20 protein-coding genes and 3 pseudogenes are annotated in these 23,308 nt (G+C 48.2%); 9 read left to right on the top strand and 14 right to left on the bottom strand.

All coding sequences use genetic code 11. The features are described from left to right. Positions 1 to 414: 414 nt before the first annotated feature. Entirely contained in the window at positions 415 to 993 is a 579-nt protein-coding gene (locus KZ483_RS05430; protein WP_220351692.1) for a GNAT family N-acetyltransferase, read from the top strand. A gap of 215 nt (positions 994 to 1,208) precedes the next feature. Here KZ483_RS05430 and KZ483_RS05435 read toward each other — a convergent pair. Both KZ483_RS05435 and KZ483_RS05440 read right to left on the bottom strand, forming a co-directional pair. Beyond that, positions 1,209 to 1,340 (bottom strand): annotated as a pseudogene (locus tag KZ483_RS05435) (IS110 family transposase); the annotation flags it as partial. 206 nt (positions 1,341 to 1,546) lie between these two features. After that, a complete protein-coding gene (locus tag KZ483_RS05440; protein ID WP_220351693.1) occupies positions 1,547 to 2,437 on the bottom strand; it encodes an AraC family transcriptional regulator in 891 nt (296 codons plus the stop codon). A gap of 170 nt (positions 2,438 to 2,607) precedes the next feature. On the opposite strand from KZ483_RS05440, the gene KZ483_RS05445 reads away from it, so the two are divergent. Beyond that, positions 2,608 to 4,581, top strand: a complete 1,974-nt coding sequence (locus KZ483_RS05445; RefSeq protein ID WP_220351694.1) for an alpha-L-rhamnosidase-related protein — start codon at positions 2,608 to 2,610, stop codon at positions 4,579 to 4,581. A gap of 147 nt (positions 4,582 to 4,728) precedes the next feature. On the opposite strand, the gene KZ483_RS05450 is transcribed toward KZ483_RS05445, so the two are convergent. From KZ483_RS05450 to KZ483_RS05460, 3 genes are all read right to left on the bottom strand, one after another. Further along, complete coding sequence (locus KZ483_RS05450) at positions 4,729 to 5,553, bottom strand: COG4705 family protein (protein WP_258881545.1); 825 nt, start codon at positions 5,551 to 5,553, stop codon at positions 4,729 to 4,731. Positions 5,554 to 5,658: 105 nt separating this feature from the next. Further along, on the bottom strand, positions 5,659 to 6,186 hold the full coding sequence (locus KZ483_RS05455; RefSeq protein WP_220351695.1) for a hypothetical protein: 528 nt from the start codon (positions 6,184 to 6,186) through the stop codon (positions 5,659 to 5,661). After that, positions 6,183 to 7,391 (bottom strand): FAD-dependent oxidoreductase, encoded by a 1,209-nt coding sequence (locus tag KZ483_RS05460; protein ID WP_220351696.1) that lies wholly within the window; start codon positions 7,389 to 7,391, stop codon positions 6,183 to 6,185. The genes KZ483_RS05455 and KZ483_RS05460 overlap by 4 nt, the downstream gene beginning before the upstream one ends. A 165-nt stretch (positions 7,392 to 7,556) precedes the next feature. On the opposite strand from KZ483_RS05460, the gene KZ483_RS05465 reads away from it, so the two are divergent. Further along, positions 7,557 to 8,243, top strand: a complete 687-nt coding sequence (locus KZ483_RS05465; RefSeq protein ID WP_220351697.1) for a PadR family transcriptional regulator — start codon at positions 7,557 to 7,559, stop codon at positions 8,241 to 8,243. Positions 8,244 to 8,403: 160 nt separating this feature from the next. Here the strand turns inward: KZ483_RS05465 and def are convergent, their stop codons facing one another. Together def and KZ483_RS05475 are read right to left on the bottom strand one after the other, a co-directional pair. Further along, positions 8,404 to 8,922, bottom strand: coding sequence for a peptide deformylase (gene def / locus KZ483_RS05470; RefSeq protein WP_220351698.1), 519 nt, complete (start codon positions 8,920 to 8,922; stop codon positions 8,404 to 8,406). 14 nt (positions 8,923 to 8,936) lie between these two features. Continuing rightward, positions 8,937 to 9,557 (bottom strand): TetR/AcrR family transcriptional regulator, encoded by a 621-nt coding sequence (locus KZ483_RS05475; protein WP_220351699.1) that lies wholly within the window; start codon positions 9,555 to 9,557, stop codon positions 8,937 to 8,939. 285 nt (positions 9,558 to 9,842) lie between these two features. Here KZ483_RS05475 and KZ483_RS05480 point away from each other — a divergent pair, with 285 nt between their 5' ends. Then, positions 9,843 to 11,318 carry an MDR family MFS transporter gene (locus tag KZ483_RS05480; RefSeq protein WP_220351700.1) on the top strand — a complete coding sequence of 492 codons (1,476 nt, stop codon included), beginning with the start codon at positions 9,843 to 9,845 and terminating at the stop codon, positions 11,316 to 11,318. 110 nt (positions 11,319 to 11,428) lie between these two features. Here the strand turns inward: KZ483_RS05480 and KZ483_RS05485 are convergent, their stop codons facing one another. After that, positions 11,429 to 11,863 (bottom strand): Rrf2 family transcriptional regulator, encoded by a 435-nt coding sequence (locus tag KZ483_RS05485; protein ID WP_220351701.1) that lies wholly within the window; start codon positions 11,861 to 11,863, stop codon positions 11,429 to 11,431. A gap of 187 nt (positions 11,864 to 12,050) precedes the next feature. On the opposite strand from KZ483_RS05485, the gene KZ483_RS05490 reads away from it, so the two are divergent. Continuing rightward, a complete protein-coding gene (locus KZ483_RS05490; protein WP_220351702.1) occupies positions 12,051 to 12,689 on the top strand; it encodes an NAD(P)-dependent oxidoreductase in 639 nt (212 codons plus the stop codon). Positions 12,690 to 12,730: 41 nt separating this feature from the next. After that, positions 12,731 to 13,597 carry a VOC family protein gene (locus KZ483_RS05495; protein WP_220351703.1) on the top strand — a complete coding sequence of 289 codons (867 nt, stop codon included), beginning with the start codon at positions 12,731 to 12,733 and terminating at the stop codon, positions 13,595 to 13,597. 49 nt (positions 13,598 to 13,646) lie between these two features. Here the strand turns inward: KZ483_RS05495 and KZ483_RS05500 are convergent, their stop codons facing one another. Beyond that, complete coding sequence (locus KZ483_RS05500) at positions 13,647 to 15,134, bottom strand: diguanylate cyclase domain-containing protein (protein WP_220351704.1); 1,488 nt, start codon at positions 15,132 to 15,134, stop codon at positions 13,647 to 13,649. A gap of 467 nt (positions 15,135 to 15,601) precedes the next feature. Here KZ483_RS05500 and thyA point away from each other — a divergent pair, with 467 nt between their 5' ends. Beyond that, positions 15,602 to 16,435: a thymidylate synthase gene (gene thyA, locus KZ483_RS05505; protein ID WP_220351705.1), complete on the top strand. Its 834-nt coding sequence runs from the start codon at positions 15,602 to 15,604 to the stop codon at positions 16,433 to 16,435. 263 nt (positions 16,436 to 16,698) lie between these two features. Here the strand turns inward: thyA and KZ483_RS05510 are convergent, their stop codons facing one another. From KZ483_RS05510 to KZ483_RS28310, 5 genes and pseudogenes are all read right to left on the bottom strand, one after another. Then, positions 16,699 to 16,872, bottom strand: a complete 174-nt coding sequence (locus KZ483_RS05510; protein WP_220351706.1) for a hypothetical protein — start codon at positions 16,870 to 16,872, stop codon at positions 16,699 to 16,701. A 33-nt stretch (positions 16,873 to 16,905) separates the two neighbouring features. Then, positions 16,906 to 18,006: a GerAB/ArcD/ProY family transporter gene (locus tag KZ483_RS05515; protein WP_220351707.1), complete on the bottom strand. Its 1,101-nt coding sequence runs from the start codon at positions 18,004 to 18,006 to the stop codon at positions 16,906 to 16,908. A gap of 23 nt (positions 18,007 to 18,029) precedes the next feature. Continuing rightward, positions 18,030 to 19,232 carry a Ger(x)C family spore germination protein gene (locus KZ483_RS05520; protein WP_220351708.1) on the bottom strand — a complete coding sequence of 401 codons (1,203 nt, stop codon included), beginning with the start codon at positions 19,230 to 19,232 and terminating at the stop codon, positions 18,030 to 18,032. Between the two features lie 55 nt (positions 19,233 to 19,287). Further along, positions 19,288 to 20,841, bottom strand: a complete 1,554-nt coding sequence (locus KZ483_RS05525; RefSeq protein WP_220351709.1) for a spore germination protein — start codon at positions 20,839 to 20,841, stop codon at positions 19,288 to 19,290. 186 nt (positions 20,842 to 21,027) lie between these two features. Continuing rightward, positions 21,028 to 21,288 (bottom strand): annotated as a pseudogene (locus tag KZ483_RS28310) (Mur ligase family protein); the annotation flags it as partial. Here KZ483_RS28310 and KZ483_RS05535 point away from each other — a divergent pair. Further along, positions 21,262 to 22,848 (top strand): annotated as a pseudogene (locus KZ483_RS05535) (alpha-amylase family glycosyl hydrolase). The pseudogenes KZ483_RS28310 and KZ483_RS05535 overlap by 27 nt on opposite strands. A gap of 46 nt (positions 22,849 to 22,894) precedes the next feature. Further along, positions 22,895 to 23,260, top strand: coding sequence for a phosphotransferase (locus KZ483_RS05540; RefSeq protein WP_397376183.1), 366 nt, complete (start codon positions 22,895 to 22,897; stop codon positions 23,258 to 23,260). The last annotated feature ends 48 nt before the right edge of the window (positions 23,261 to 23,308 follow it).

The following is a 23,308-nucleotide window of genomic DNA, read 5'->3' on the forward strand; positions in this document are numbered from 1 at the left end:
ATCCGACCTCCACCTCATGGACAGGTTGAATGAAGGAATGTGGGAGCGTAGACTCTGTGAGATGTGGGAGGGTTCACCGCCATGAACTTATGTGGAGATCCATAGGTGCAACCATACTTTGCTAGAGTAACCACTTTTTACAGAACGGTGGTCTAAGTGAAGATTTTTTGCACATTCAACAGCCCCATAAATTTCTTCATCTACAACTTCATTCCATTGAAATGTTATCTGCTAAGAAGTGAACTCGGTCAAAATTTGAGAAAAAGTGAGTATTTAAGAGAAAAGTGATTCTCCATAGAGGGAGCTTAGTTCAATTAAATTAATAAAGCAAAAGCTAATATTTACAACAGAACATATGTACGGTATATTGATTTAGCTGGTAAATATCTCATTTATACTAAGGAGCCCACAATATTGAATAAAGCTGTTTTATTTGACCAATTCCCCACACTCCAGTCTGACTCATTGCTGCTGAGAAAAATGGTCGAAACAGATACTGATGCCTTCTTTGACATGATAAGTAATACTGAGTTGTATAAATATAACGCGGGGATTCCGAAAAAAAACAAAAAAATCGTTCCAGCTATGTTTGGCCATATTGGCAGGGATTTTAAAAAACAAAAAATCATCAGGTGGGGAGTTTGCAAACTCGAGTCTCCAGAAGTTGTGATAGGAGTTATGGAGGCTTTCGGCTTTAATTCTGCGATAAATGTAGCAGGGATAGGGTTTTACTTTAATCAAAGCTGCTGGAACCAAGGAATTGCTACGGAAGCCGTCCGAGTGGTAGTAGACTTCTTACTAACACAAGCAGGGATGAATAGAGTTTGGGCGGAGGTAATGGTGAATAACGAAGCATCCAAACGAGTGCTGCTTAAAAATGGTTTTACGAAAGAAGGGACATTACGGCAGGCGAGGATTTGGACAGGCCAAGGATTAATTGATGTAGATCATTTCGGTATTCTAAAAGAAGACCACCTGTGCAACAACGATTGATTGGTTGTCGACTGGATCGGAGGTCTTATCTCAGCTCCCTCGATATGATTTGATTTTCTCACGCAAGCTCGTGTATTCGCAGGATTTCATCCCTTTTAGATTCGGTGATGAATGAAGAGAGCCAGTGCTTGCTATTTTTGAACCGTTAGAAGGCGTGCGGAAAGAGAGGTGCGGGTAGCCTCACCCAATTCGTTCCATTTGCTGCACGTATTCTCCACGGAAATACCGCGGAAATTTACAGCTCTAGCAACGTGGGTCTCCTGAGCGATATCTACACCGATGACAAGGTGATTAGCGGTAATGTTTTCAATGAGTTGATTTTGCTTATCTTGTGCTTTAAACTTCATAGTAGAGTGACCTCCTGATATGGGATTTTAAGGGCTGTATTCCCGTTGTGTACTCCCATCGTACAGGGGCGCTCTTTTTTATTCAAACTCCAAATTATTCGTTCCACAGGAATTCTAACGGATACGATAGTACAGAATAACCGCCTAATCATATGGCGGTTTTTCTTTTGGTCAGAAATCAACAATCAAGAATAACAGAGCCTTTATCAAAAACGTGTAACTGGTTTAGCTTGGGAAAAAGAAGATTTACGGTATTCTGTTGGCGTAAGTCCTACGGTTTTTTTGAATACAGTGTTGAACGAGTCTATGCTGCGGTAACCGACGAGCTCGGAAATCAAGCCAATCTTAAGATTACTGCTGCGAAGTATTTCACAGCTTTTCCGAATACGAAGATTCTGAAGAAAGGATCCGAAGGATTGCCCGGTATGCTTCAGGAAGAGTCGCTGAAGGTGTCTGGAGCTCCAACCCGAGAAACGGGACACCTCGGACAGCGAGATTGCTTGATTAAGGTTCTGCTCAAGGTAGTGAATGACATGATTAAAATCTGCTGATTCATTCGGTATATTTTCTTCATTCCCGTATTTTAATCTGTAAACCGTCACGACCAGTTCACTCAAAAGGGCATACCGCATCGTTTTGGAACCGGTCTCTTTGATGGACATTTCCCGGTACAGTTTGAGCATTATGCTTTCTATAGAACCATCCCGATCGAAAACGGAAAAGTATGAAGAGGCATTGCTCCCTAAAGAAGAAATATGCTCTTGAATAGGCTGTTCTTGAAAAATTGACAACTGAGTGGCCAAATGGGTATCAAACAGGCAGTTGTAGACGATGGGAGGCTTACTGGACCGTTCAGGTGTGGCGGGCCTGAACACATGGGCGACGCCGACAGGAATGACAAACAACAAACCTTTATGAATGGGAAACGTCTCCTGCTCAATATGGTGAAAGCCAATCCCCTCGGCAACATAACAATACTCGATAAAATCATGCTCATGATAAGGTACTGTAAAGTCTTCCGTGAATCGGTTGACCGACATATGCAGATTATTCTGCAGAAAAAATTCACTTTGAAACACCTTGCTGATACGGTTCATCTGATCATCCCTCGTTTTTAGCTGTAGGCATAGTATACCCTGAAGTAAGGATTTTGTCCTTATTGCAGGGATAAGATGTCCATCTTACTCGGAAGCCATCGCCATGCGGTTGATATAATTGTTATGAAATAACCTACTTATGCCTGCACTTATGAAAGGATGAGAACAACATGAACAAGAGCCCCGCATGGATCTGGTACCCGGGAGATTTTGAAATATACCATCATTTGCTGCTTAACACCAGGCGCGAAGAACGAGAGTATCAGTGGCCGGCTTTTTGGCGGCTGGACGACTGCTACCACAATGTTCGGTTCCGTAAACAGGTGCACTGTGACATTCCTGAAGAAATGACCGTATATGCTCATGGCACCGGACATGTTTGGGTGGATGGGAAGAAGCATGCCTTTCTACAGCCGATTAACCTTTCATCCGGCAACCACGAGATTGTGATTTGTGTTGCCCGTACGGACGGGCTGCCTTGTATCTATGCGGACGGGAATCAGAGTGCAAGCAATTCGTCCTGGGAGGCGAATGACTACAGCTTCGAATGGCTTCCCGCAGGCTGCAGCGGGCTGTACCCGAACAAAGAGGATGACCCGAACATTTTCGCCTTTCAATATGAGGAAATGAAGCCTGTATCGGTAAAAAAGAGGGAAGACGGTATTCTATACGACTACGGAAAAGAAACCTTCGCCGCATTAATGTTCGAGCATGTTCAGGCGCCCAAGGATATTCGGATTTTTTACGGGGAATCAATAGATGAGGCATTGGATACGGAACACAGTATTCTGATTGATGCTGTACCGGCCGGAAGCGAAAAGTATTACTGTCCCCCCAGGGCTTTCCGGTATTTATTTATCCAGGGTGCGGGGACAGAACAATACGCGCTTACCGCTTTGTATGAATATTTGCAGCTTAATAGAAGAGGTAGCTTTTCCTGTTCGGATGAAAGGATTAACCGAATTTGGAAGACGGCCGAATATACATTTCGTTTGAACAGCCGGGAGTTCTATTTGGATGGAATCAAAAGGGACCGGTGGGTGTGGTCGGGTGACGCTTACCAAAGCTATTTGATCAACAACTACCTCTATTTTGATGCGGATATTACCAAGCGGACGATCGTCGCACTGCGGGGAAAGGACCCCATTGTAACACATATCAACACAATACTCGATTACTCCTTTTACTGGATCATAAGCATTCATGCGTATTATCAAGCGACTAAGGATATCGATTTTATTGCCTTTATCTATCCGAGGATGAAATCCATGATGGATTATTGTATCTCGCTTACGGATCAAGACGGTTTTATCCGGGGAAGAGAGGGAGATTGGGTTTTCATCGATTGGGCGGAAATGGACAAAACCGGCGCTGTGTGTGCGGAACAAATGCTTTTGGCCGAAAGCTTAAAGGCCGCATGGGCTTGCGGGGAATTGCTTGGCGTCGGTGAGATGTGTTATTTGGAACGGTACAACGGGCTCAAGAAACAGATAACAGAATTGTATTGGGACGATGAGCGGGGAGCGTATATCGACAGCTTTGAATCCGGACAACGCAGCATCACCCGTCATGCCAATATTTTTGCACTGCTCTGGGGCTATGCGGATGCGGAGCAGCGGGAGAGCATTATCATGAACGTTCTGACCAATGATGCCGTACCTAAGATCAGTACTCCCTATTTTAAGTTTTATGAGTTGGAGGTTATGTGTAATATCGGCCGATTGGAAGATGTCACCAAGCAGATCCAGGGTTATTGGGGAGGCATGCTTGAATTAGAGGCGACTACCTTTTGGGAGGAGTATGATCCTGCTGTAGCCGGTCTTGATCGATACGGAATGTACGGCGACCGCTACGGCAAAAGCTTGTGCCATGCTTGGGGAGCGAGCCCGATTTATTTGCTCGGGCGGTATTACCTTGGCGTTTATCCAACTGCAGCAGGTTACGATTCCTTTGTAGTGGAACCGCAGCTTGGCGGATTGGAATGGATCAAAGGATCGGTCCCGGTGAACGGTGGGACGGTATTCGTAGAACTGAAGCAGGAAGCTTTGGATGTTGTCTCTGATAAAGACGGAGGGTTAGTACGTATTAATGGTCAGGAGTATCCGCTTCTGAAGGATATTCCCTTTAGGCTGAGCTTAAAGTAAGTTATTCGTCTCACAGTTTCAAACAGGCCTAGGATGAAAAATTAAAAAAGAAGCCGCTGCTTATGCGGCTTCTTTAAACGGTTTTTACATGCGTTTCCAGACTGTAATATTAAGTCGAGCCTCCAGCTATTTGTATTCAACCAGATCCTAATTCAATGGTTGAGCCGAGCCAGGCAGCGGCGCTTCGTCTCTTCTCGTCTTGGTCAAAAAGACGACCAAGCTGAGGATTGTTACGAGGAAGATGAAGCTCGTTATCACCGTCCCCAATCCAAGGCCACCTTCTTCACGAGGCTGCGACAGGTAATCTCCGATAGAGGCGCCGAAAGGTCGGGTGAGGATGTACGCGATCCAGAAGGCCGTCACCGCATTTAAATTCAGGCGGTAGTGGGCAGCGGTTATAAGCCCGATCAATGCGGCGAATATGAACGCTGAAACCGAGTAACCGAGATTGAGTCCTTCCGATACGAGGTCACCGGCTGCTGTGCCAAGTGCGAATGTGAACAGGATGGCTAACCAGTAGAACGCCTCCCGCTTGGCGGTGTAGATGGAATGAATGGACAGCGTCTTCTCGCTGGCATGCCAAATGATAAACACTGCTGCCAGTACAATTGTAAAGATAACAGTAGTCGTCTCGAGCGGCACTCCGAAGTTGTCCGTCAGGTTATCGGTGACTAGCGTGCCGACGACGCTGATAAGCACAACCGTAAGCCAGTAGATCCCCGGCACATACTTACTGGCTCTGAATTGGAAGAATAGCGCAGCAAGCAAGAAAATACTCATGACATAGGTCGTGCCCGTCAAGCCCCAGTTGAGGTTGATGTTCAGAAAATCCGCGGCTGTCTCGCCTACTGTTGTTGCCATAATCTTAATGATCCAGAAGAAGATGGTGACTTCCGGAACCTTGCTCAGCAGCTGCCGGCCGCTTGATGGAGCAGCCGCAGCATTAGAAATCGGTGCAGTTCCCAGGTTCACGATTGATTGCCTCCCGTGTGTTATTGCGGGGTTATCCCTACCGCTGCACCTGAGTCTACCATAGTATTCTGTGAATACGATGTGAAAACTAAAGACCGGGAAAAATCATAAAGGGAGGCCATTTATTCCGGTCTTTCCTTTATGCCGTTTACTGATCTCTTTGCCCTGTCGGCTGATGGCTAGTAGAAGCAGGATGTTAATCGCGATTTCACCAATCCCCCGAAAGCGGCTAAGAGTGCTCCACAGCTCTGCACGTTCTGCGAGTTCCGGCGAAAACGGTCCTTCTGGAGGAATATTCTGAAATGCGATAATCTCAGGGGCAAAATATGCAAAGGTCGCTGCGCGTATAACGATATAAAGTCCAAGTACAGCTAAAAGATAATGTCTCTGTTTGATATTCTGCCAATTGAGTACTAATGCGATGACGAGAAAGATATTGGCAGAGATGTGAAAGGGGATCCAAAAGCTAGTTAGAGACAGGCCGCCGGGTTCTTGAATCAAAGCGAAGGACGTGGGCGGCGAAGCACTCCAGACAGGAGCAACTACGATTTCCTCGTATAGGCCTCCTCCATTAAGCACACCGAACAGTAAAACCGTTATAAACAATGATAAAAACGCAAATTTTTCTTTCATAGAGCTGTCTTCTCACTCCAATCGAGTTTGTAATCGTACATCCACCCATGCGAGTCCTTATTGACTGATTTCAGAAACAGCGGCAGCATCAAATCGCGGAAAAATACCTGCACCGGGTTGGTCGCATGTTTGCGCTGTCCGATGCTCCTGGAATACTGCACGATCCGTTCGACTCGTCTGCGGCGCAATTTCTGAAACTCGGAGAATGCCACCTCTACATCAGGGATGTCCCTGATGCACTTAGCAAGCACAAGTGCATCCTCAAGCGCTAACGAAGCGCCCTGTCCGGCGCTCGGCGATGTCGCATGGACCGCGTCACCAACCAAAACAACAGACTTATTATGCCATTCAGGCAAAGGCGGCATATCGTAAATCGGGAAAACACCGATCTCGTCCTTCGTCGAATTCACAATTTCCGGAAGCGGTGCGATATCATTCGCGTAAAGGCTGTTGATTGTTCTCCGCCACTCCGCTTGCGGAATGCTCTGCAGGTCCCGGCGCGAAGGCGCACCGGGAAAGTTCATATTGCCGAACCAGTATACCTCTTCGGCGTTACTGACCAGATAACCGAAGAACGCACGCTTCCCGAATACCATAGTCTGAATACCACGCTCATAAGGAATCTTGCTGCTCTGTACAAAACCTCCAAAGTTTATTAATCCCGTATAAGATGGGGCAGGAGCTGTTGGCATGACAATTCTCCGGACACGGGAATGAAGCCCGTCACAACCCACTAGGAAATTCCCCGACACAACTGTTCCATCCTCGAAAGAAGCCTTAACGCGACCAGGCTCATTCGTTTCGATACCCTTCAGCTTCCTGCCGTATTCGATCGAAACCCCTTGCCGGAGCGCTTCCTCACGCAGCACCTTGTGCAGAATACCTCTCTTTATCGTATAGCCCTGGGGCTCTCCCGACAGTTGGCCGACATTACCGAGCAGCTTGCCCTTCCCGCTGATCATCTTCATCATATGAAGGGCAATTCCTTCCTGCCTGACTCGCTCATCTAACCCTAATTCCCTCAAAACATGCATACCGTTGCGCGCCAAATTGAGGAACAATCCGGCATAATCATCGGTGTGTTTGTCCTCTTCGTAAATGACGGAGTCAATCCCCGCCCTCTTTAAGAAAAGAGCCGCTGCGGGTCCCGCGATCCCGCACCCGATGATCAATGCTTTCCGAGGCGGATTGCTGGAGTTCGCCATTGCCATCATCCTTTCCGTTAACATATAGTTTAATTAAACTATATGTTTTAGACTAGAATAAAGTCAACTATTTATTTTCGATAATGATAAAAATGGGCTATAATGTGCAGTGAGAGTTCAGCGTAATACGTCACTGTTTCTAGTCAGAAAGGAGCCGGAAGCGGCATGCCCAAACCAAAGAGGAGTAATCTACTGGCTCTGGCCATTTTATCCCTGCTGAATGAACGGCCGATGCATCCGTATGAGATCGGGGTTACGATGCGCCAGCGGGGTATTTCCGACAGCATCAAATTGAACACGGGTTCACTTTATGCCGTGATCGAAATTTTATTGAAGAACAAACTGATTCAGCCGGTAGGTACCGAGCGGGAGGGAAAACATCCCGAGCGTACGATCTATGAGCCAACAGAGGCAGGCAGGGCGGAGTTTTTCGATTGGCTGCGTTCCTTATTGCGTACGCCTGTGAAAGAATACCCGCAGTTTGCGGCCGGGCTATCTTTTCTTGCTCACCTGAAACCAAGGGATGCTCTTGAGCTTTTGAAGGAACGGTCCCGAACGCTATTTACGGAGATTCAAACGGTTCGTTCTTCTGTGGAGGACACTTTGGCAATGGGAATCGATCGGCTGTTCCTCATTGAACAGGAATATTCCCTCAGCCTGCTTGAAGCGGAATGGAAATGGCTGGAACAACTGATCAAGGACATTGAGTATGAGGTTATAACGGAACGGAAGGGAGAGGATTGGAATTGGGCGGTAAGCTTCGAGCAAACCTCCCAAGACTATTCAGAGAATGGGGATACAAGTACGACTATCGTCCCCAATAATTCAATTCAAGAGGGTAGAGGCGAGTAATATCACGGACACCACGAGACTCAAGCGCGATAGCGGAACCACTCGCATGCAAATCGTCGAACTGTTGCACAGATGCCCCCGCACCGTGGGGGAACTTGCCGATCGACCTCAGATCCGCCAGCTGAACGCATCCAAACGTCGAGGCTGGCGTTTTCTTGCTTTACGAACCCTGATTCGTTAACCGAATTACATCCAACAAAGCGATTCTTTTTTGTGTTTCTTCGTGATACAGCCACCTGTCCTGGACACGATCTACAAACAGGACGCCGTTCAGGTGGTCAATTTCATGCTGCATGTAGCGGGCCAGGTGCCCTTCGCCGTGAATAATGACTTGCTGACCTTGTCTGTTCAAGCTTGATACTCTTACCTCGCTTGCTCTCTTGACCAACCCATAGTAGCCCGGAAAGGATAAGCAGGCTTCCGCTCCGATTTGTTCACCATTCGTCTCAATTATTTCGGGGTTGACCAATTCGATTAATCCCTCGCCGCAATCCATAACAATTAATTTTCTAAGTATGCCAACCTGAGGCGCGGCAAGACCTGCCCGTCCGTCAGAGGCATATAACGTTTCTGTCATATCATCAAGAAGTTTTAATGTTCTCGCATTCACTTCTTCAACCGGCTTGGCCTTTTTGCGCAGGATCGGATCGCCAAAAGGCAATATATCTCTTATCGTCATCGTTATGCTCCTATCTATTTCTCAACTGAGCTTTTTTCAAGGCCCGAGAGTTGAAGCGGGTTCAACTCAGCCAACCGCTTGACAAGCGTCACCATTTCCTTAGGAGTAAGGTTCATGCCGCTTTCAAACCAATGCTGAATGATGCCCAGGGTGGATGAGATGGCGTGAGCGATGAGATAATCCCGTGGGACGAGCAAATTCGCATCGTTGGGTTGAATTCTAAGATGATTTTCATAATGAATCTTCTTTAGAAATTTCTTCATCTGATCAATATAGGAGGGATCCCCTTTAGGGCCCAGCATTAGCTCGAAGAAACGGTGGTTATCGGCGAAATATTCGAACATGGCCAGCGCCATGGCTTCTTTTTTCTTCTCGAAATTATCGTCGATCCCGGTTTTCGGATTCAGCTTGTCGTGAATCTTCAGCAAGCCGTGAAGCATCTCGGTTTTACTTTGCTCGAGCAGATCGGCGATATCCCGGTAATGCAGGTAGAAGGTGCCGCGGTTCAGACCGGCTTGTTCCGTTAAATCGCGGACCGTAATGCCTTCGATTCCTTTTTCCTCAATTAAATTCATCAATGCTTCGCGAAGCAATTGTTTCGTGCGGATGATTCTCCGGTCCAACGGTTGGATCATCTGAATCGGCTCCTTTACATAAAAATGAAAGGCAGTAAATAGACATCGTGAACATTAATCAGCACGTAGTTTATTTTAATGGGAGTATTCCTAAAAATCAATTTTATCGGATGAAAGCGATATTAAGATCGACAAAAAAGTGAACTAATGAACATATGCTTGCAATGTGACGGGTAATAGACGAATTGAATTGAACTGATTATTGATTTCAATATGTATAGTTTTATAATAAACGCAGTGAGCATTAATCAACACAACGTCAATTTTAAGGGGGGTTGCCACGAAATGAGCACCAAGGTTGAAGCAGCAGAAGCTTCTGTAACGTTAAAGCAGCTGATCGGTCCGCTGCTCGCGGTTATTGTCGGCATGATTATGGTTATTCTCGACAGTACCGTCGTGAATGTGGCGCTGCCGCGGCTTGTTGAGGATTTCCAATCCACCGTCTCGACCCTGCAATGGTCGGTAACGGGTTATACCCTTGCGTTATCCGCGGTTATTCCTCTGGCCGGATGGATGACCGACCGATTCGGAGCGAAACGGATTTTTCTTATTACGATCGGCATGTTTACGCTTGGTTCCGTACTTTGTTCCATGGCGCAGACGCCGGAGCAATTGATTCTATTCCGTGTTATTCAAGGTCTCGGCGGCGGTATGGTTGCACCGATCGGCATGGCCATGATCTTCAAGCTCGCGCCTCCCGGTAAGGTGGGCTCCATAATGGGCATGCTCGGCGTCCCGATGCTTCTGGCGCCCGCATTCGGCCCGATCCTTGCCGGGTACCTGATCGAGTATGTCAGCTGGCACTGGATATTTCTTATTAATCTGCCGATCGGCATCATTGCAATTCTGGTCGGTATCCGTTTCCTGCCTGATGTTGAACGCAAATCCGTCCCGATGCTCGATATTGCCGGGATGATCCTCGCGCCGATAGCATTCGCCATGCTTGCTTACGGCGTTAACGAAGGCGGGACCAGCTGGTCGTCAGGCAAGACGTTAACGGGTCTGATCGTGGGCGGTACAGCTCTGATTGTGTTCATCTTCGTGGAGCTTCGCAAACAGCAGCCGCTGCTCGAGCTTCGCGTGTTTGGTTCATCGGACTTTACGCGGGGGATCGTAATCGCTTGGATTATGCAGATCGCCTTGTTCGGGGCCATTCTGCTTATCCCGTTATATTTGCAGCAAGTGAAGCACTACGGTGCGCTTGAAACAGGCTTTATTCTGCTCCCTCAGGCACTGGCTTCCGCTATCTTCATGCCGATCGGCGGGCGATTGTTCGATAAAATAGGGGCGCGGCCGCTGGCCATTACCGGCCTGGCCATTATCACGACTGCATTGTTCATGCTGTCGCAAATCTCCATGAACACCGGCTTGCCCTATATCATGACAGCACTGTCCATGATGGGAGCCGGGATGGGGATGTCGATGATGGCTATCAACACGCACGTGCTTGCCGCAGCGCCGCGCCATTTGGTGAGCCGCGTCACCCCTCTTACAACTGCAGCGCAGCAAGTTATGGTTTCGTTCGCAGTAGCAGGCTTGACTGGGTATTTGTCATCACATATTGCCGACAATTTGGCAAAATCGGGCGACCCGGCCAGCGCTTCGGTAGCTGCTTTTGGAGCTACATTCCAGCTTGCTGCTTGCATTGCTTTCGTCGGACTGCTTCTTGGATTCATTCTGCGGAAACCGAAACCGCGGCCTGACGATACAGCCGGCAGAGAGACAGAGAAGCCGAATCCGGCGATGATGGCGGGTCATTGACATAGGCTCTTGTCTACACTAATAACATAGCAGCTTGAAAATAAATGGCGAAGGCAGCACAAGTAACTCTTGTTGCTGCCTTCGCCATTTTTTTGATAAGGAAATCCATGTCAGAGCTGATTTAGCTGCACAATATTCATGACGATATCACCGAGTGACACCTTGGACAATTCCTGCTCCAGTGCACTTTGCGCCCGTGTAAAGCTTCCTTCCAAGGAGGTTTGAATATTTTTACCTACCGGGCAGTTTGGATTCGGACTTTCATGAAATGAAAACAAGTGCTGTTCGTCATTCGTATTTTCTACCGCCCGGTAAACATCCGCAAGCGAAATATCACTCTCCGGCCGTAATATAGTCGCCCCAGGCACTCCGGGACTGGTGGCGATGATCCCTGCTTTATTCAACTGACCCATGATTCGTCTCACAACGACGGGATTCGTATTTATGCTGCCGGCCATATACTCCGAAGTAATCCGTTTATCTTTATGAGTAGCAAGTAAAACAAGTACATGAACCGCCACAGAGAGCCGACTGCTTATCGCCATCTCATAACCTCATTCCAATTATGATTTGTAACTATGGTGTAACAAATACCCTGATTTGTCAATGCCGCGCGGGGTAAGTAAGAATGGAAGGGGCATTCGACTTGACAGATTAACCTGTAACAATTATAGTTACAAGTATAACCTTTTTTTGTTCAAAAATACACCACTAAGTTGGAGGAGATTACTTATGAAAATCGGAATTATAGGCGCGGGCGGCAAGGCAGGCGGACGGATTTTGAAGGAAGCGCTGGATAGAGGGCATGAGGTAACGGCCATCGTGAGAGACCGCACTAAAGTATCGGACAGCCGCGTCTCGGTCATCGAAAAAGACCTATTTGACTTAAACTCCAGTGATATTAACCCGTTTGATATCATTGTTAATGCATACGGAGCACCTGCCGGCCAAGAGCACCTTCATGTCGATGCCGGCAATGCTCTGATTGAAGCGCTTAAGGGCGTCCCGAACACCAGGCTGATTGTCGTCGGCGGTGCCGGCAGCTTGTATGTAGATCCGGACAAAACTATGCGTGTGGTCGATACGCCTAATTTCCCTCAAGAGTATTATGCCACCGCAGCGAATCAAGCGAAAAATTTGGATATACTGAAACAGACCGATTCCATCAAGTGGACCTTTATCAGCCCGTCGGCCCTGTTCGCGCTCGGCAAGAGAACCGGATCGTATCAGCTCGGCAAAGATCATCTTCTTGTCAATTCCAAAGGCCAAAGCTATGTCAGCTATGAAGATTTCGCGGTTGCCGTAATCGATGAAATCGAGAATCCGCAGCATGTTAATGAGCGCTTTACGGTTGCTTCGGAATCAGAATAAATTTAAGCAGGTTAAGCAAAATGGAATGTGAGGTGCGGGTTATGAAGAGCCGTATTCACCCGGGTACAAGCATCGGCCAAGTTAAGCTGAGAGTCAGCGATCTGAAGAGATCGATCGGGTTTTACCAAAACGTCATCGGATTGAGACTTCTTGAGGAAGAGAATGGCTCTGCCGTTATGTCACCGGACGGCCTTCGGCCGCTGCTGCTGCTGCAGGAAATTCCGGATGTCGTCGTAGTGCCGCCGCGCAGAGCGGGAGCCGGCTTGTATCACTTTGCCCTTCTGCTGCCCGACCGTAAATCGCTGGGACTTTCGCTTCGGAACCTAATTGGTACCGGTATTCATATCGGCCAGGCAGACCATCTCGTAAGCGAAGCGCTTTACATCGCCGATCCGGACAACAATGGAATTGAAATATATGCGGATCGCCCCCGTGATACATGGCGGCGCGACGCGTCAGGCCATTATATGATGGCTACCGACCCCATTGATTGGGACGGCTTGCTGGCTGAGGCAGAGGATGCCAAGTGGGAAGGACTGCCTGCGGGTACGACTATCGGACATATACATCTGCATGTTTCGGATCTCACGGCGGCGCAGCATTTTTATACCGAAATAATCGGTTTTGAAATAATGGCGCGAATGGGGGACTCCGCACTCTTCATCTCCGCCGGGGGCTATCACCATCATATCGGACTCAACACATGGGCCGGTGTGGGAGCTCCTTTAACTCCGGCGAATGCTGCGGGACTGGCGTATTATCGAATCGATCTTCCGGACCGGGAAGCGCTGGAGGCAGCTGCCGGACGACTGCGGGAAGCGGGGATACCAGTCAGGCATGAAGGGAATACCGTATACGCATATGATCCGTCAGGCATTGAAATTCATCTGTCAGCATTGATCTCCTGACCAAAAACCACGTTCATTTCGAACGTGGTTTTTTCCATCCTTAATCCCATTAAGCGATTTCCGCATCAAAGAAACAGTACTGGTTGCGCCCGTTTTGTTTGGCCGCATACATAGCCTTATCGGCATTTGTTAGGACAGTCTTGGCATCCGCGTCCGTTTCGGTAACAATATCGATTCCAATACTGGCGGAAATCCGATATGGATTATTGTCCAGCAGGACCGGCTGCCCGAGCTGCACGTTTAACCGGTCTGCATAATCGGTTAACCACTCCGTTGAAGGTGAGATATCCTGCAGAAGTATTACGAATTCGTCTCCGCCCATACGCGCGATGCAAGCATCGGAAGGGGAACAGGAAAGCAAGCGTTCCGCGACCGTCTGCAAAAGCTCATCGCCAGCTGAATGACCAAGCGTATCATTGACGCACTTAAAGCGGTCCAAGTCAATCGAAATGACGGCAATCACACGGTTCGCCGTAACGGTCTGCCCGATTGCAAGGTCCAGCATTTCGTAGAAGCGTCTCCGGTTTAGGAGCCCGGTAAGCGGATCATGATATGCCAGAAAAGAAAGCTTCCTTTCGTTTTCATTCTGCATAGTGACGTCTTTGGTTGTCATGTACGTCCAGATTCGGCCTTCCACTTCCATATAACGAGTGTTGATTTCAATGATGTACACCTCGTTAATATGATTGCGTATTTGAAGCTCCAACTGAATGATTTCTTTGTTTGCCAGCGCGTCAGTCAGCTGCTTATATGTGGTTCCGTCTCCTTCAATCGTAACGAATGTTGAGATTCTCTCTCTTTTCCAATGGGATTCCTGGAAGTTTTGCACCCCGATCAGGCGCAACAAAGCGGGGTTCGCCTCGACGATTCTATTCAGCTCGTCCAGCAGCACAATTCCATTCGGAGATAGATCGAACAAAATCTGATATCTTCTGCCGGTGGTGGACAAAAAATCGTAATTAACGGTCGCATAACGGATAAACAGCAGGAAAATAATAACCGAATAGGAAGAGAAGGCGACCGTCGGGAGAAAAGGGTTCCAGGCTTCGAGCGTACCCATGAATAAAAATGAAAGTGCCATCCATATGTTGGCGATCACGGCCCCTTTCAAAATAAGCCGCAGCCGTGTCCTCTCCTGAACGCTGACTTTATTGGACTTTGCCCTTCGATAAGCCGCTATGCTTTGACTTAAAAAGCCGGACACCGTATAAATGAGCAAGCCGAAAATCACTATACTGAACAGGCCGCTATAATGTATTGTGCGCCAATAAGGCCCGTGAATCACATCGAAGTCCAGCAAAGGAGACCGGGCTGCCAGTACGGCTATACCCAGCAGCGGAACCGAGGCGCAGCAGTGGAAGAGAAAAGGGCGGTACGTCGATTTGCTTAACGCTCTGGAGAAGTAAAGTCCGAACGTCATCGATAAAAATGCTGCTGCGAGCATGATATTGACTGCAAACAGCGACGATTCATCCGGGAGCACATGTAATAAAAATTGGCCGAAGAAAACAAAGCTGAATGATAAAATGAAAAGCATCGTTATGCGATGCAGTTTGCTTTGCGGATCCCGCAGATATATTTCTATCGCCAAAGCAAAGAGAAATAGGAAGGGGAGACAATAGTAGAGGTAAGGCCAAGGATTCATATTCATCAGCTCCGATAAAGAATGCGCACTGAGGTGAGGTTGGAAGAGAATTGCAGTATTGCCTGTATCGTACCACAGAGCCACTGTTAATTCTACAAATTTTGACGCCGTTCTCGGGGGAGTATTGACCCTCGACGTATTCGACAGTGTGACGCTGGCGGCGGTTTTTGCTTTTTTCGATTTCACTACTTAGGGGGATGACCCATGTCCATATGTATAGGGCCATCTCCACAAAGAGTGGAACGGCGTTACACGGGCGCAGCGGGGAAACCGACAAAAAGGAACAGGATTTTATGAATAACTGCAGAATATTTATCAAGGGCAAGATTGTTAAGTGTAGAAGGCGGGGAGTGAAGACGGTGGCAGCAGCTGATGAAATTTACAGAGACATGGTTATTGATATTTTGGAGCACGGAGTATGGGATAAAGACCAAACGGTCAGGACCGTATGGGCTGACGGCACGCCGGCGTATACCAAAAGCGTGATTTGCAAGCAGGTGACTTACGATAATACGGAGGTTCCGATCTTAACGACAAAGCGAATCCCATGGAAGTCTGCGATACATGAAATGCTATGGTTTTATGTTAAGCGAACAAGCGATTGCTCATATCTTGATCAAAACAAGGTGGTCATATGGAAAGAATGGACGAACAAGAGCAATAATATCGGGAAAGCCTATGGTTATCAATTAGGCAAACCGATTATGGTCAACGGCAGAATCACCAACCAAGTCCATCACTTAATCGATCAACTGATAACCAATCCGGCATCCAGAAGGCATGTCATTTCTTTATGGGATGTTGACGAGCTGGACCAAATGGAATTATACCCGTGCGTTTGGAACAATCAGTGGTTGGTTAAAGAGGGAAAGCTTCATCTTATCGTCAGCGTCCGGTCTAACGACATCGGACTCGGAAATCCGTTTAATGTGTTTCAATATTATGTATTGCAGCGCATGGTTTCGCAGGTGACGGGCCATCAACTGGGGACATTAACTTTCAACATCAATGACGCGCATGTATACGAGCGCCACATAGACCACTTGAAGGAACAGATTACACGGGAATCGTACCCGGCTCCGGAATTATGGATAAACCCCGACATAAGGAGCTTCGACGACTTCACGATCAATGATTTCAAGCTCATCAATTATCAGTATCATCCTTCAATCAAGATGGAAATCGCAATTTAATTACGCAGCTGCCGGATTCCGCTAAGCCGGCAAAAATCACAATAAGAGATTAACTCGGCCTTGAAGAAATGACTTCAAGGCTAGCTTTTTGTCGTCTGCATGTTGCAAGAAGAGTTATTGCGACTGTGATGTTAGCTCGATGATGCATGAAAGGGTCGTATGGTAATCATACTAACATTCAAACGGGACAAACCCGCAGAAGCGCACCCATCAGGTGATTGGAGGACGAGATCAAGTTGACGATATTTATACTTTCTCTCATGCTATTTTTCCTTAGCGTTGGATTTGTACTCATTATGGACCTGCTCTTCCTGCAAATACCACTCCGTGAATCCCTCGATAATGTGATGACTCCGTTCAAATCCATGCTGACTCAAGAGATCCTGGTCATTTCCTTGATGATCCTTTACGCAATAGGCAAACCTGCCGTTATTCATTATAAGAGGAAAAACAAGCGTCAGCAGTCCGCTTCATCGACTGGTCCCGGATCGTCTTCGAAAGCCGGCCACCACCAACAAGAAGGCAGGAATAACCACTCCGAAAAATAAAAAGACGGTAACAAGCAAGATATCTCCTTCTTCGATTTGCTCCGTAAAGTTGCCTGAGAGCATCATGGCTATGGATAAGATGATGATTCCGACCGGATAAACAAGCCTCCGGTAATCACGGATTTTAAACAGGTCTGAAGCTGCCAGCACACCCGCATAAAAGAAGATCGCGACTTTAAAGAAATCCCCGATAATCAACGTTAGAACGACTACAACGTCAAGCCGCTGAATAATCTCGCCTATATTGATCAGGCTGACCGTGTGCAGGAGAGGGAATGTAGCCCTTCCTGCGATATCCGTCCCGAGCACCGCGATATTCATTGCAGTGGAAGTACTCAGGATGATGCTGCTGAACAATACAGCGGCGAACCCCGCCCCGATCCCTCTTTTTTGATGATTCAAATAGGGCAGCAGCATGGCGAAACAAATCACTTCTTCGTGAGGGAACTCGAATGTCTGTGTCAATGTTGTTGTAAGCACGGGGCCCCAGCCTTTGCCCAAGACCGGAAGCAGCCGGTTAATTTCAACGATTCCGGAAGCCCACAAGAGGAAATTGGTGAGTACTGCCAATATGATCAGTACAGCAATGAAAATCTGACCCGTCCTTGCCAACACTTCAATACCTTTATTCAGGACATACACGATCGACAGGATCATAACGGCATTGACCGCAATTACCGGTGTTTGATCAAGTACAGAGCTGACGAGCAATTCGCCCCCCTCGCGCAAATCTCTTGCCGCTCCATGGATGAAAAATAAAACGTAGAGTACTCCCAAGGGCCATCCGATCCATCTTCCCAGTATCTCTCTGATGTAACCGGTCAGCGGAAGCTTCGGATACAGCCGGTAGAGGGAAGCATAAATCAGGAATATCGTAAGTCCGCCCAGCGATCCCAATAGAATCGCCAGCCAAGCGTCCTTCCCCGCCTTGATTGCAAGAACGCGCAGGACTGCGGTTCCCAGATCAAACAGCACGATTAACGAAAACAATTGTCCCGGACTGATTTTCGCTTTCTCCACCATTACCCACCACCGTTTCCACTGCGCTACTTCTTTTCTTTGGACAAAAACGATTTCGATACCATACCCGTACGCCGGATTGTCGAGGCGACCTGTACCTCAACCTTGCACTCGGGAAAAATCCTGTCCCATTCCTTCTCCATTTTTTGCCATGCCTTCGGATTGGCGCGATCAACCGCTTCCCCGAAACCGAGAACATCGGTCTTCAGCTTTTGGGCTGTCTTGACAGCCGCCATCACATCATGCATGGTTTCTTTGTTCAGCTGCTGTTCCAGCTTCCTCATTTCCGCCGATTTGCTGAGATCAACCGGGCACATGGTTTCTCCCACAGATGCGATCTCTTGAATATTTATCCGGATCAACGGCTTTTCTCCGCGGATCACCGCTTTGATTTCCGAGCGGGATCGGAGAATTTCAATCGCGATGGCATCCTTATCATCATCACAGTCGAGATTGATAATACTGCTCTTCATTCGATTGTTAATCCAGGACACTCCCCGGGCTTGTGCGCCGTTCACCCATCCTGCCAATTTTCCCTTTTTAAATAAGGCCATGCCGCTTGTATACAGGTCTGACGGGACATCGGTCTGTTCCACGTTGGAATTTTTCTTCCCGGCTTCCGGATCTCCGACAAGCTTTATTCCGCTGATGACGGGACCTCCTCCTTTGGTGATCAGCCCGCGAATGACATCGTCCACCTCGACTTCGTAGCTTTCCGCCAATACCCTTCCCGATATTTTTATTTTGCCTAGAATGGCATTGGCCGGAATGGCCTCAACGGCCGTAACGTTCTTCAGAATCATCACGGCTTCGGTGTTTTTGGCAATGAATACTCTTGTCGTCAAACGCGGTTCAGGATCCCGCTCGATCAAATCGAATACCTCTTCGATCCCTTCTCGCGCCAATTTTTCCCCGATTACAAATACCCGCATATGCTGGGCATTAATTCTTCGCGGTACCTTTTGAGATGCTTTACGGATCGCTTCGAGCAGTGTCTTCCCCCTGCCGGAATAAACATTAACCGGTATTCCGCCGGTCGCTTTCTCGCCTGCAATTTCTCTGGCGTTAACAACCTGGAACGAGAAGAGGTAATTGTCCCGGTTGGTTTTATCAATTCCCATGGCCAGTGCGAAGGCCAGCTCATTCATTTCCCGGTAATTCCAGCACCCTGTCAGAGGAAACATGCTGAAGAGAGCCATTAGAGCAAGCAAACCCGTTTTAAGCTTCATGCAGTTCCCTCCTTGAAATGTCCGGCTGTTAAGACCGGGTGAAGATTTGCCTGCGTCAGTTCTTCCGCTTTGCGTCCGGTAATTCCGGCCGTGTATTCGGCGTCTTAAAGGGCGAGCGCCATAACGTATCCTTCTGATGCTTGAATCCGAATGGAGCGAATGGAGACAAATACGGAATCCCGAAAGAACGCAAGCTGGTCAAGTGAGCAACAAGCAGAATGATGCCTAAGAAAACCCCGTAGAAACCGAAGGTGGAAGCCGCGATCATCATGGGAAACCTGATTAACCTCGCTGAAGTGGATAAAGTAAACCCGGGCAATGTAAAGCTCGCAATACCCGTGAATGAAACAATGATGACCATCATTGCCGTTACAATCCCAGCTTCCACCGCCGCTTGTCCCAGCACGATAGCGCCGACTGTGGAGACCGCTTGTCCAATGGCTCGAGGCATGCGGGTGCCTGCCTCCCTCATGAGTTCAAATGCAATCTCCATAAGAATAGCCTCGAAAAAGACCGGGAAAGGCACGCCTTCGCGTTGGGCCAGCAGATTGATGGCTAGCGGCGTGGGAATCATCTCGTGATGGTAGGCGGTCACCGCGATGTATACCGATGGCAGAAGCATCACTACAAAAAAACTGAAGTAGCGGATCAGTCGCATGAATACGGCAAATTCAAACCGCTGGTAGTAATCTTCAGCCGCTTTGAAAAACTGTGAAAAGGTCGTGGGTAAAATAAGGGTATTCGGAGTTCCGTCAACAAATACAGCGATACGTCCCTCCAGCAAATTGCCGGTAACTACATCCGGCCGCTCCGTATTGTATACAGTGGGAAACGGTGTGAACGTTTGATCCTGAACCAATTCCTCAATGTAACCCGAGTCGAGAACGGCATCGATTCGAATATCCTTGAGTCGCCGTCTCATTTCCTCCACAAGCCGATCTTCCGCAATTCCTTTGAGGTACATAAGGGAGACTTCGGTCTGCGATATATTCCCGATTCGCATGGACTCCACCCACAGATTCGGGCTTTTCAGCCGGCGGCGGATCAGCGAAATATTGGTCCCGAGCGATTCGTTAAAGCTATCCTTGGGGCCACGAATATTAACCTCGTTTCCGGGCTCGGTTACGCTTCTTCGTTCGCCGCCCCGGAGATTTCCGATAAGTGTGCCTGGGCAGCCGTCGACCAGGACGACGATATCTCCCGATAGAATGGCATACATCATACTGTTCCAGTCGCGCTGATATTTTACGGCGCCAACGGTTAGTGCTCTGCTCAGGATGACGTCGAAGGTATGCTGAGGCTCGTTTGAATTAGGCGCCTCTTCATCCCGGGCCTCGCTCAATAACGAACGCGCGACAAAATCATTTACCTTGTCCGCGTCCGCCAGACCCTCCATGTAAATGGCCGCAACACGTATTTGTTGATCGTGCCCTATCTTGAATGTGCGGATATTCACATCAGGGCTGTTCCCGAGCTCCTGCTTGATGCGGTCAAGTGTATAGTCAATGTCGCTCTTAAGCGGAGGGTTTTTCTCCTGAAAGCCCATTTCGTGGACGATTTCTTTTTTCTTCTCTTTCTTTTTGCTGCCAAACAACCATCTGAATAACATAATGTACCCCTTTGCAGGCTGGACTGTTGTCATTATTTGTTATTCTGCCGGTTGCTATACAAATAAAAATAACCCCAAGGACCATTTGTCCAAGAGGCTTATAAAATTGTATGAAAACCTAACCGGACGGTTTTGCTTCGAACAACATATCCTGATACTTCTGAATATCTCCAGCTCCCATAAACAGGCATGTGCAACGTCGTCGACATCGGCAAAATAGTCCGGATGATCAAAGTCGATATTGGTAATGACGGCTATATCCGGCTGATACGCAAGAAAGTGGCGTCTATATTCACAGTTCTCAAACACAAACAAACGGGCATCTGGATCACCTTTGCCGCTTCCGTCTCCAACGAGACTGCCTATCGGTTCTATGGCGCTAAGAGCATGTACCATCATTCCTGTAGTTGTGGTTTTCCCATGCGATCCGGTGACCGCTATGCTTGTATTCTGCAGGGCGTTATCCAGAAGCTCGATTACATTCAAGAGCTTGGCATCGACATCATCTGGCTCAACCCCGTATACGAGTCGCCCGATCTGGACAACGGTTACGATATCGCAGACTACGAATCGATTATGCCGAAAGCCGGAACCATGGAAGTTTGGGAAGAGCTGCTCTCGGAGGTCCATGCGCGGGGGATGAAGCTGATCATGGACATGGTGATCAATCATACTTCCGACCGGCATCCCTGGTTTTTGGATTCGCGCTCATCCAGGGACAATCCTAAGAGAGACTGGTATATCTGGAAGGATGCAAAGGACGGCAGAGCGCCGAACAACTGGCGCTCTTATTTTACACCGTCTGTATGGGAATGGGATGAAGCGACCGGACAGTATTTTTTCATTCCTTTGCATCGGAACAGCCGGATTTGAATTGGCGGAATGCCGAGATGCGCAAAGAAATTTACCGGATGATGAGGGGATGGCTGGACAGAGGGAATCGACGGGTTCCGGCTGGACGCAATCGCTTTATTAGCCAAGCCGGAAGCCTATCCGGATGCGGAGAATCTGCAGGACATCCGCTATTTGACGAACAATCCCGGCCTGCATGACTATATTCGGGAAATGAACGAGCAGGTATTCCGCCATTACGATATTGTGACCGTTGGCGAAACGGCGTTCGTGACGCCGGAGGAAGGCCTGAAATTTGTCGGAGAAGATCGGGACGAATTAAATACGCTGTTTCATTTTGAAGTGTGCGATGAAATGCCGGTTTGGGACATGCTTCGCTTCAAGGATATTCAGCGGCGCTGGTACCTTGCCTTATGGGGGCAAGGAAGCATTTCGCAATTTTTGAACAATCATGATCACACCAGGCAGGTGAACAGGTACGGAAACGACGGAGCCTACAGGAGGGAATCCGCAAAACTGCTGGCCACCATGCTTCACACCCTGCCTGGCATTCCCTATATTTATCAAGGTGAGGAAATCGGAATGACCGGCGTGCGGTTTGCTTCCATTGAGGATTATCATGACATTGCGATGCAGGGCCGCTACGGAGAAGAGGTGCGCAAAGGCCGTGATCCGCAGGAATTTCTGCGAAGCCTTCAGCTTCTAAGCCGGGATAATTCGCGTACCCCGGTGCAGTGGAACGATTTGCCCAACGCGGGCTTTACGAGCGGCACGCTTTGGATCAAGGTGAATCCGAATTATCCGGAAATCAACGCCTGGAAGGATCTCTCCGCTTCCGACTCCATTTACCGTTACTATCAGCAGTTGATCCGCTTGCGCAAAGAGCACAAAGTTATGGTATACGGAGACTTTGAGGAGCTTCCGGAATGGATGGAGGACGAGCGCCTCTATGTTTACACACGGTCGCTGGGCGATGTCAACTGGCTGATCATCCTGAATCACGCGGATGAACCGTATGAGCTGCAATTGCCTGCAAGCTACCGGGAAGCGTCTTTGCAGCTGCTGCTTGCCAATTATGATGCGAGTGCTGTGGGTTCGGACGGCATGCTCCGCCTGCGGCCTTACGAAGCACGGATTTACGCGGTTCAAGGTTAACGGGGCGAATCTTTAACATCAGGAATATGCCAAATGCGGAGTTGCAATAGACAATGAGGAAATGCTGCTCTCTATTATTGATGAGAACTTATACCTAATGAAGGATAGGCCGAACCTTTTCCAACACGACGATTCCCATATCGCAAATTTTATTGTTAAGGATGGTAAGCTTTCACGCATCATTGATTTCAATAGGCATGACTGGGGAGATCCAATTCATGAATTTGTGAAGGTCGGAATTTTTAGCGCGGCAGTCAGTGTTCCTTTTTCAGTCGGGCAGGTGAAGCCGGAGGAACTGGACACGATGTTGATGAAGATCCACAAGGTAATGGATGACCACGATTGCTTCAAGCTAATCGTGCCAAAGTGGTACAGTGAGTTTCAACTGGGCAAAAAAGCCCCTCACCTTTGAAAAGGGCGAGGGGCTTCGTTTACCGGATTGGAAAGATATGTGCGATAG

The sequence above is a fragment of the Paenibacillus sp. sptzw28 genome, assembly GCF_019550795.1.
GTDB lineage: Bacteria > Bacillota > Bacilli > Paenibacillales > Paenibacillaceae > Paenibacillus_Z.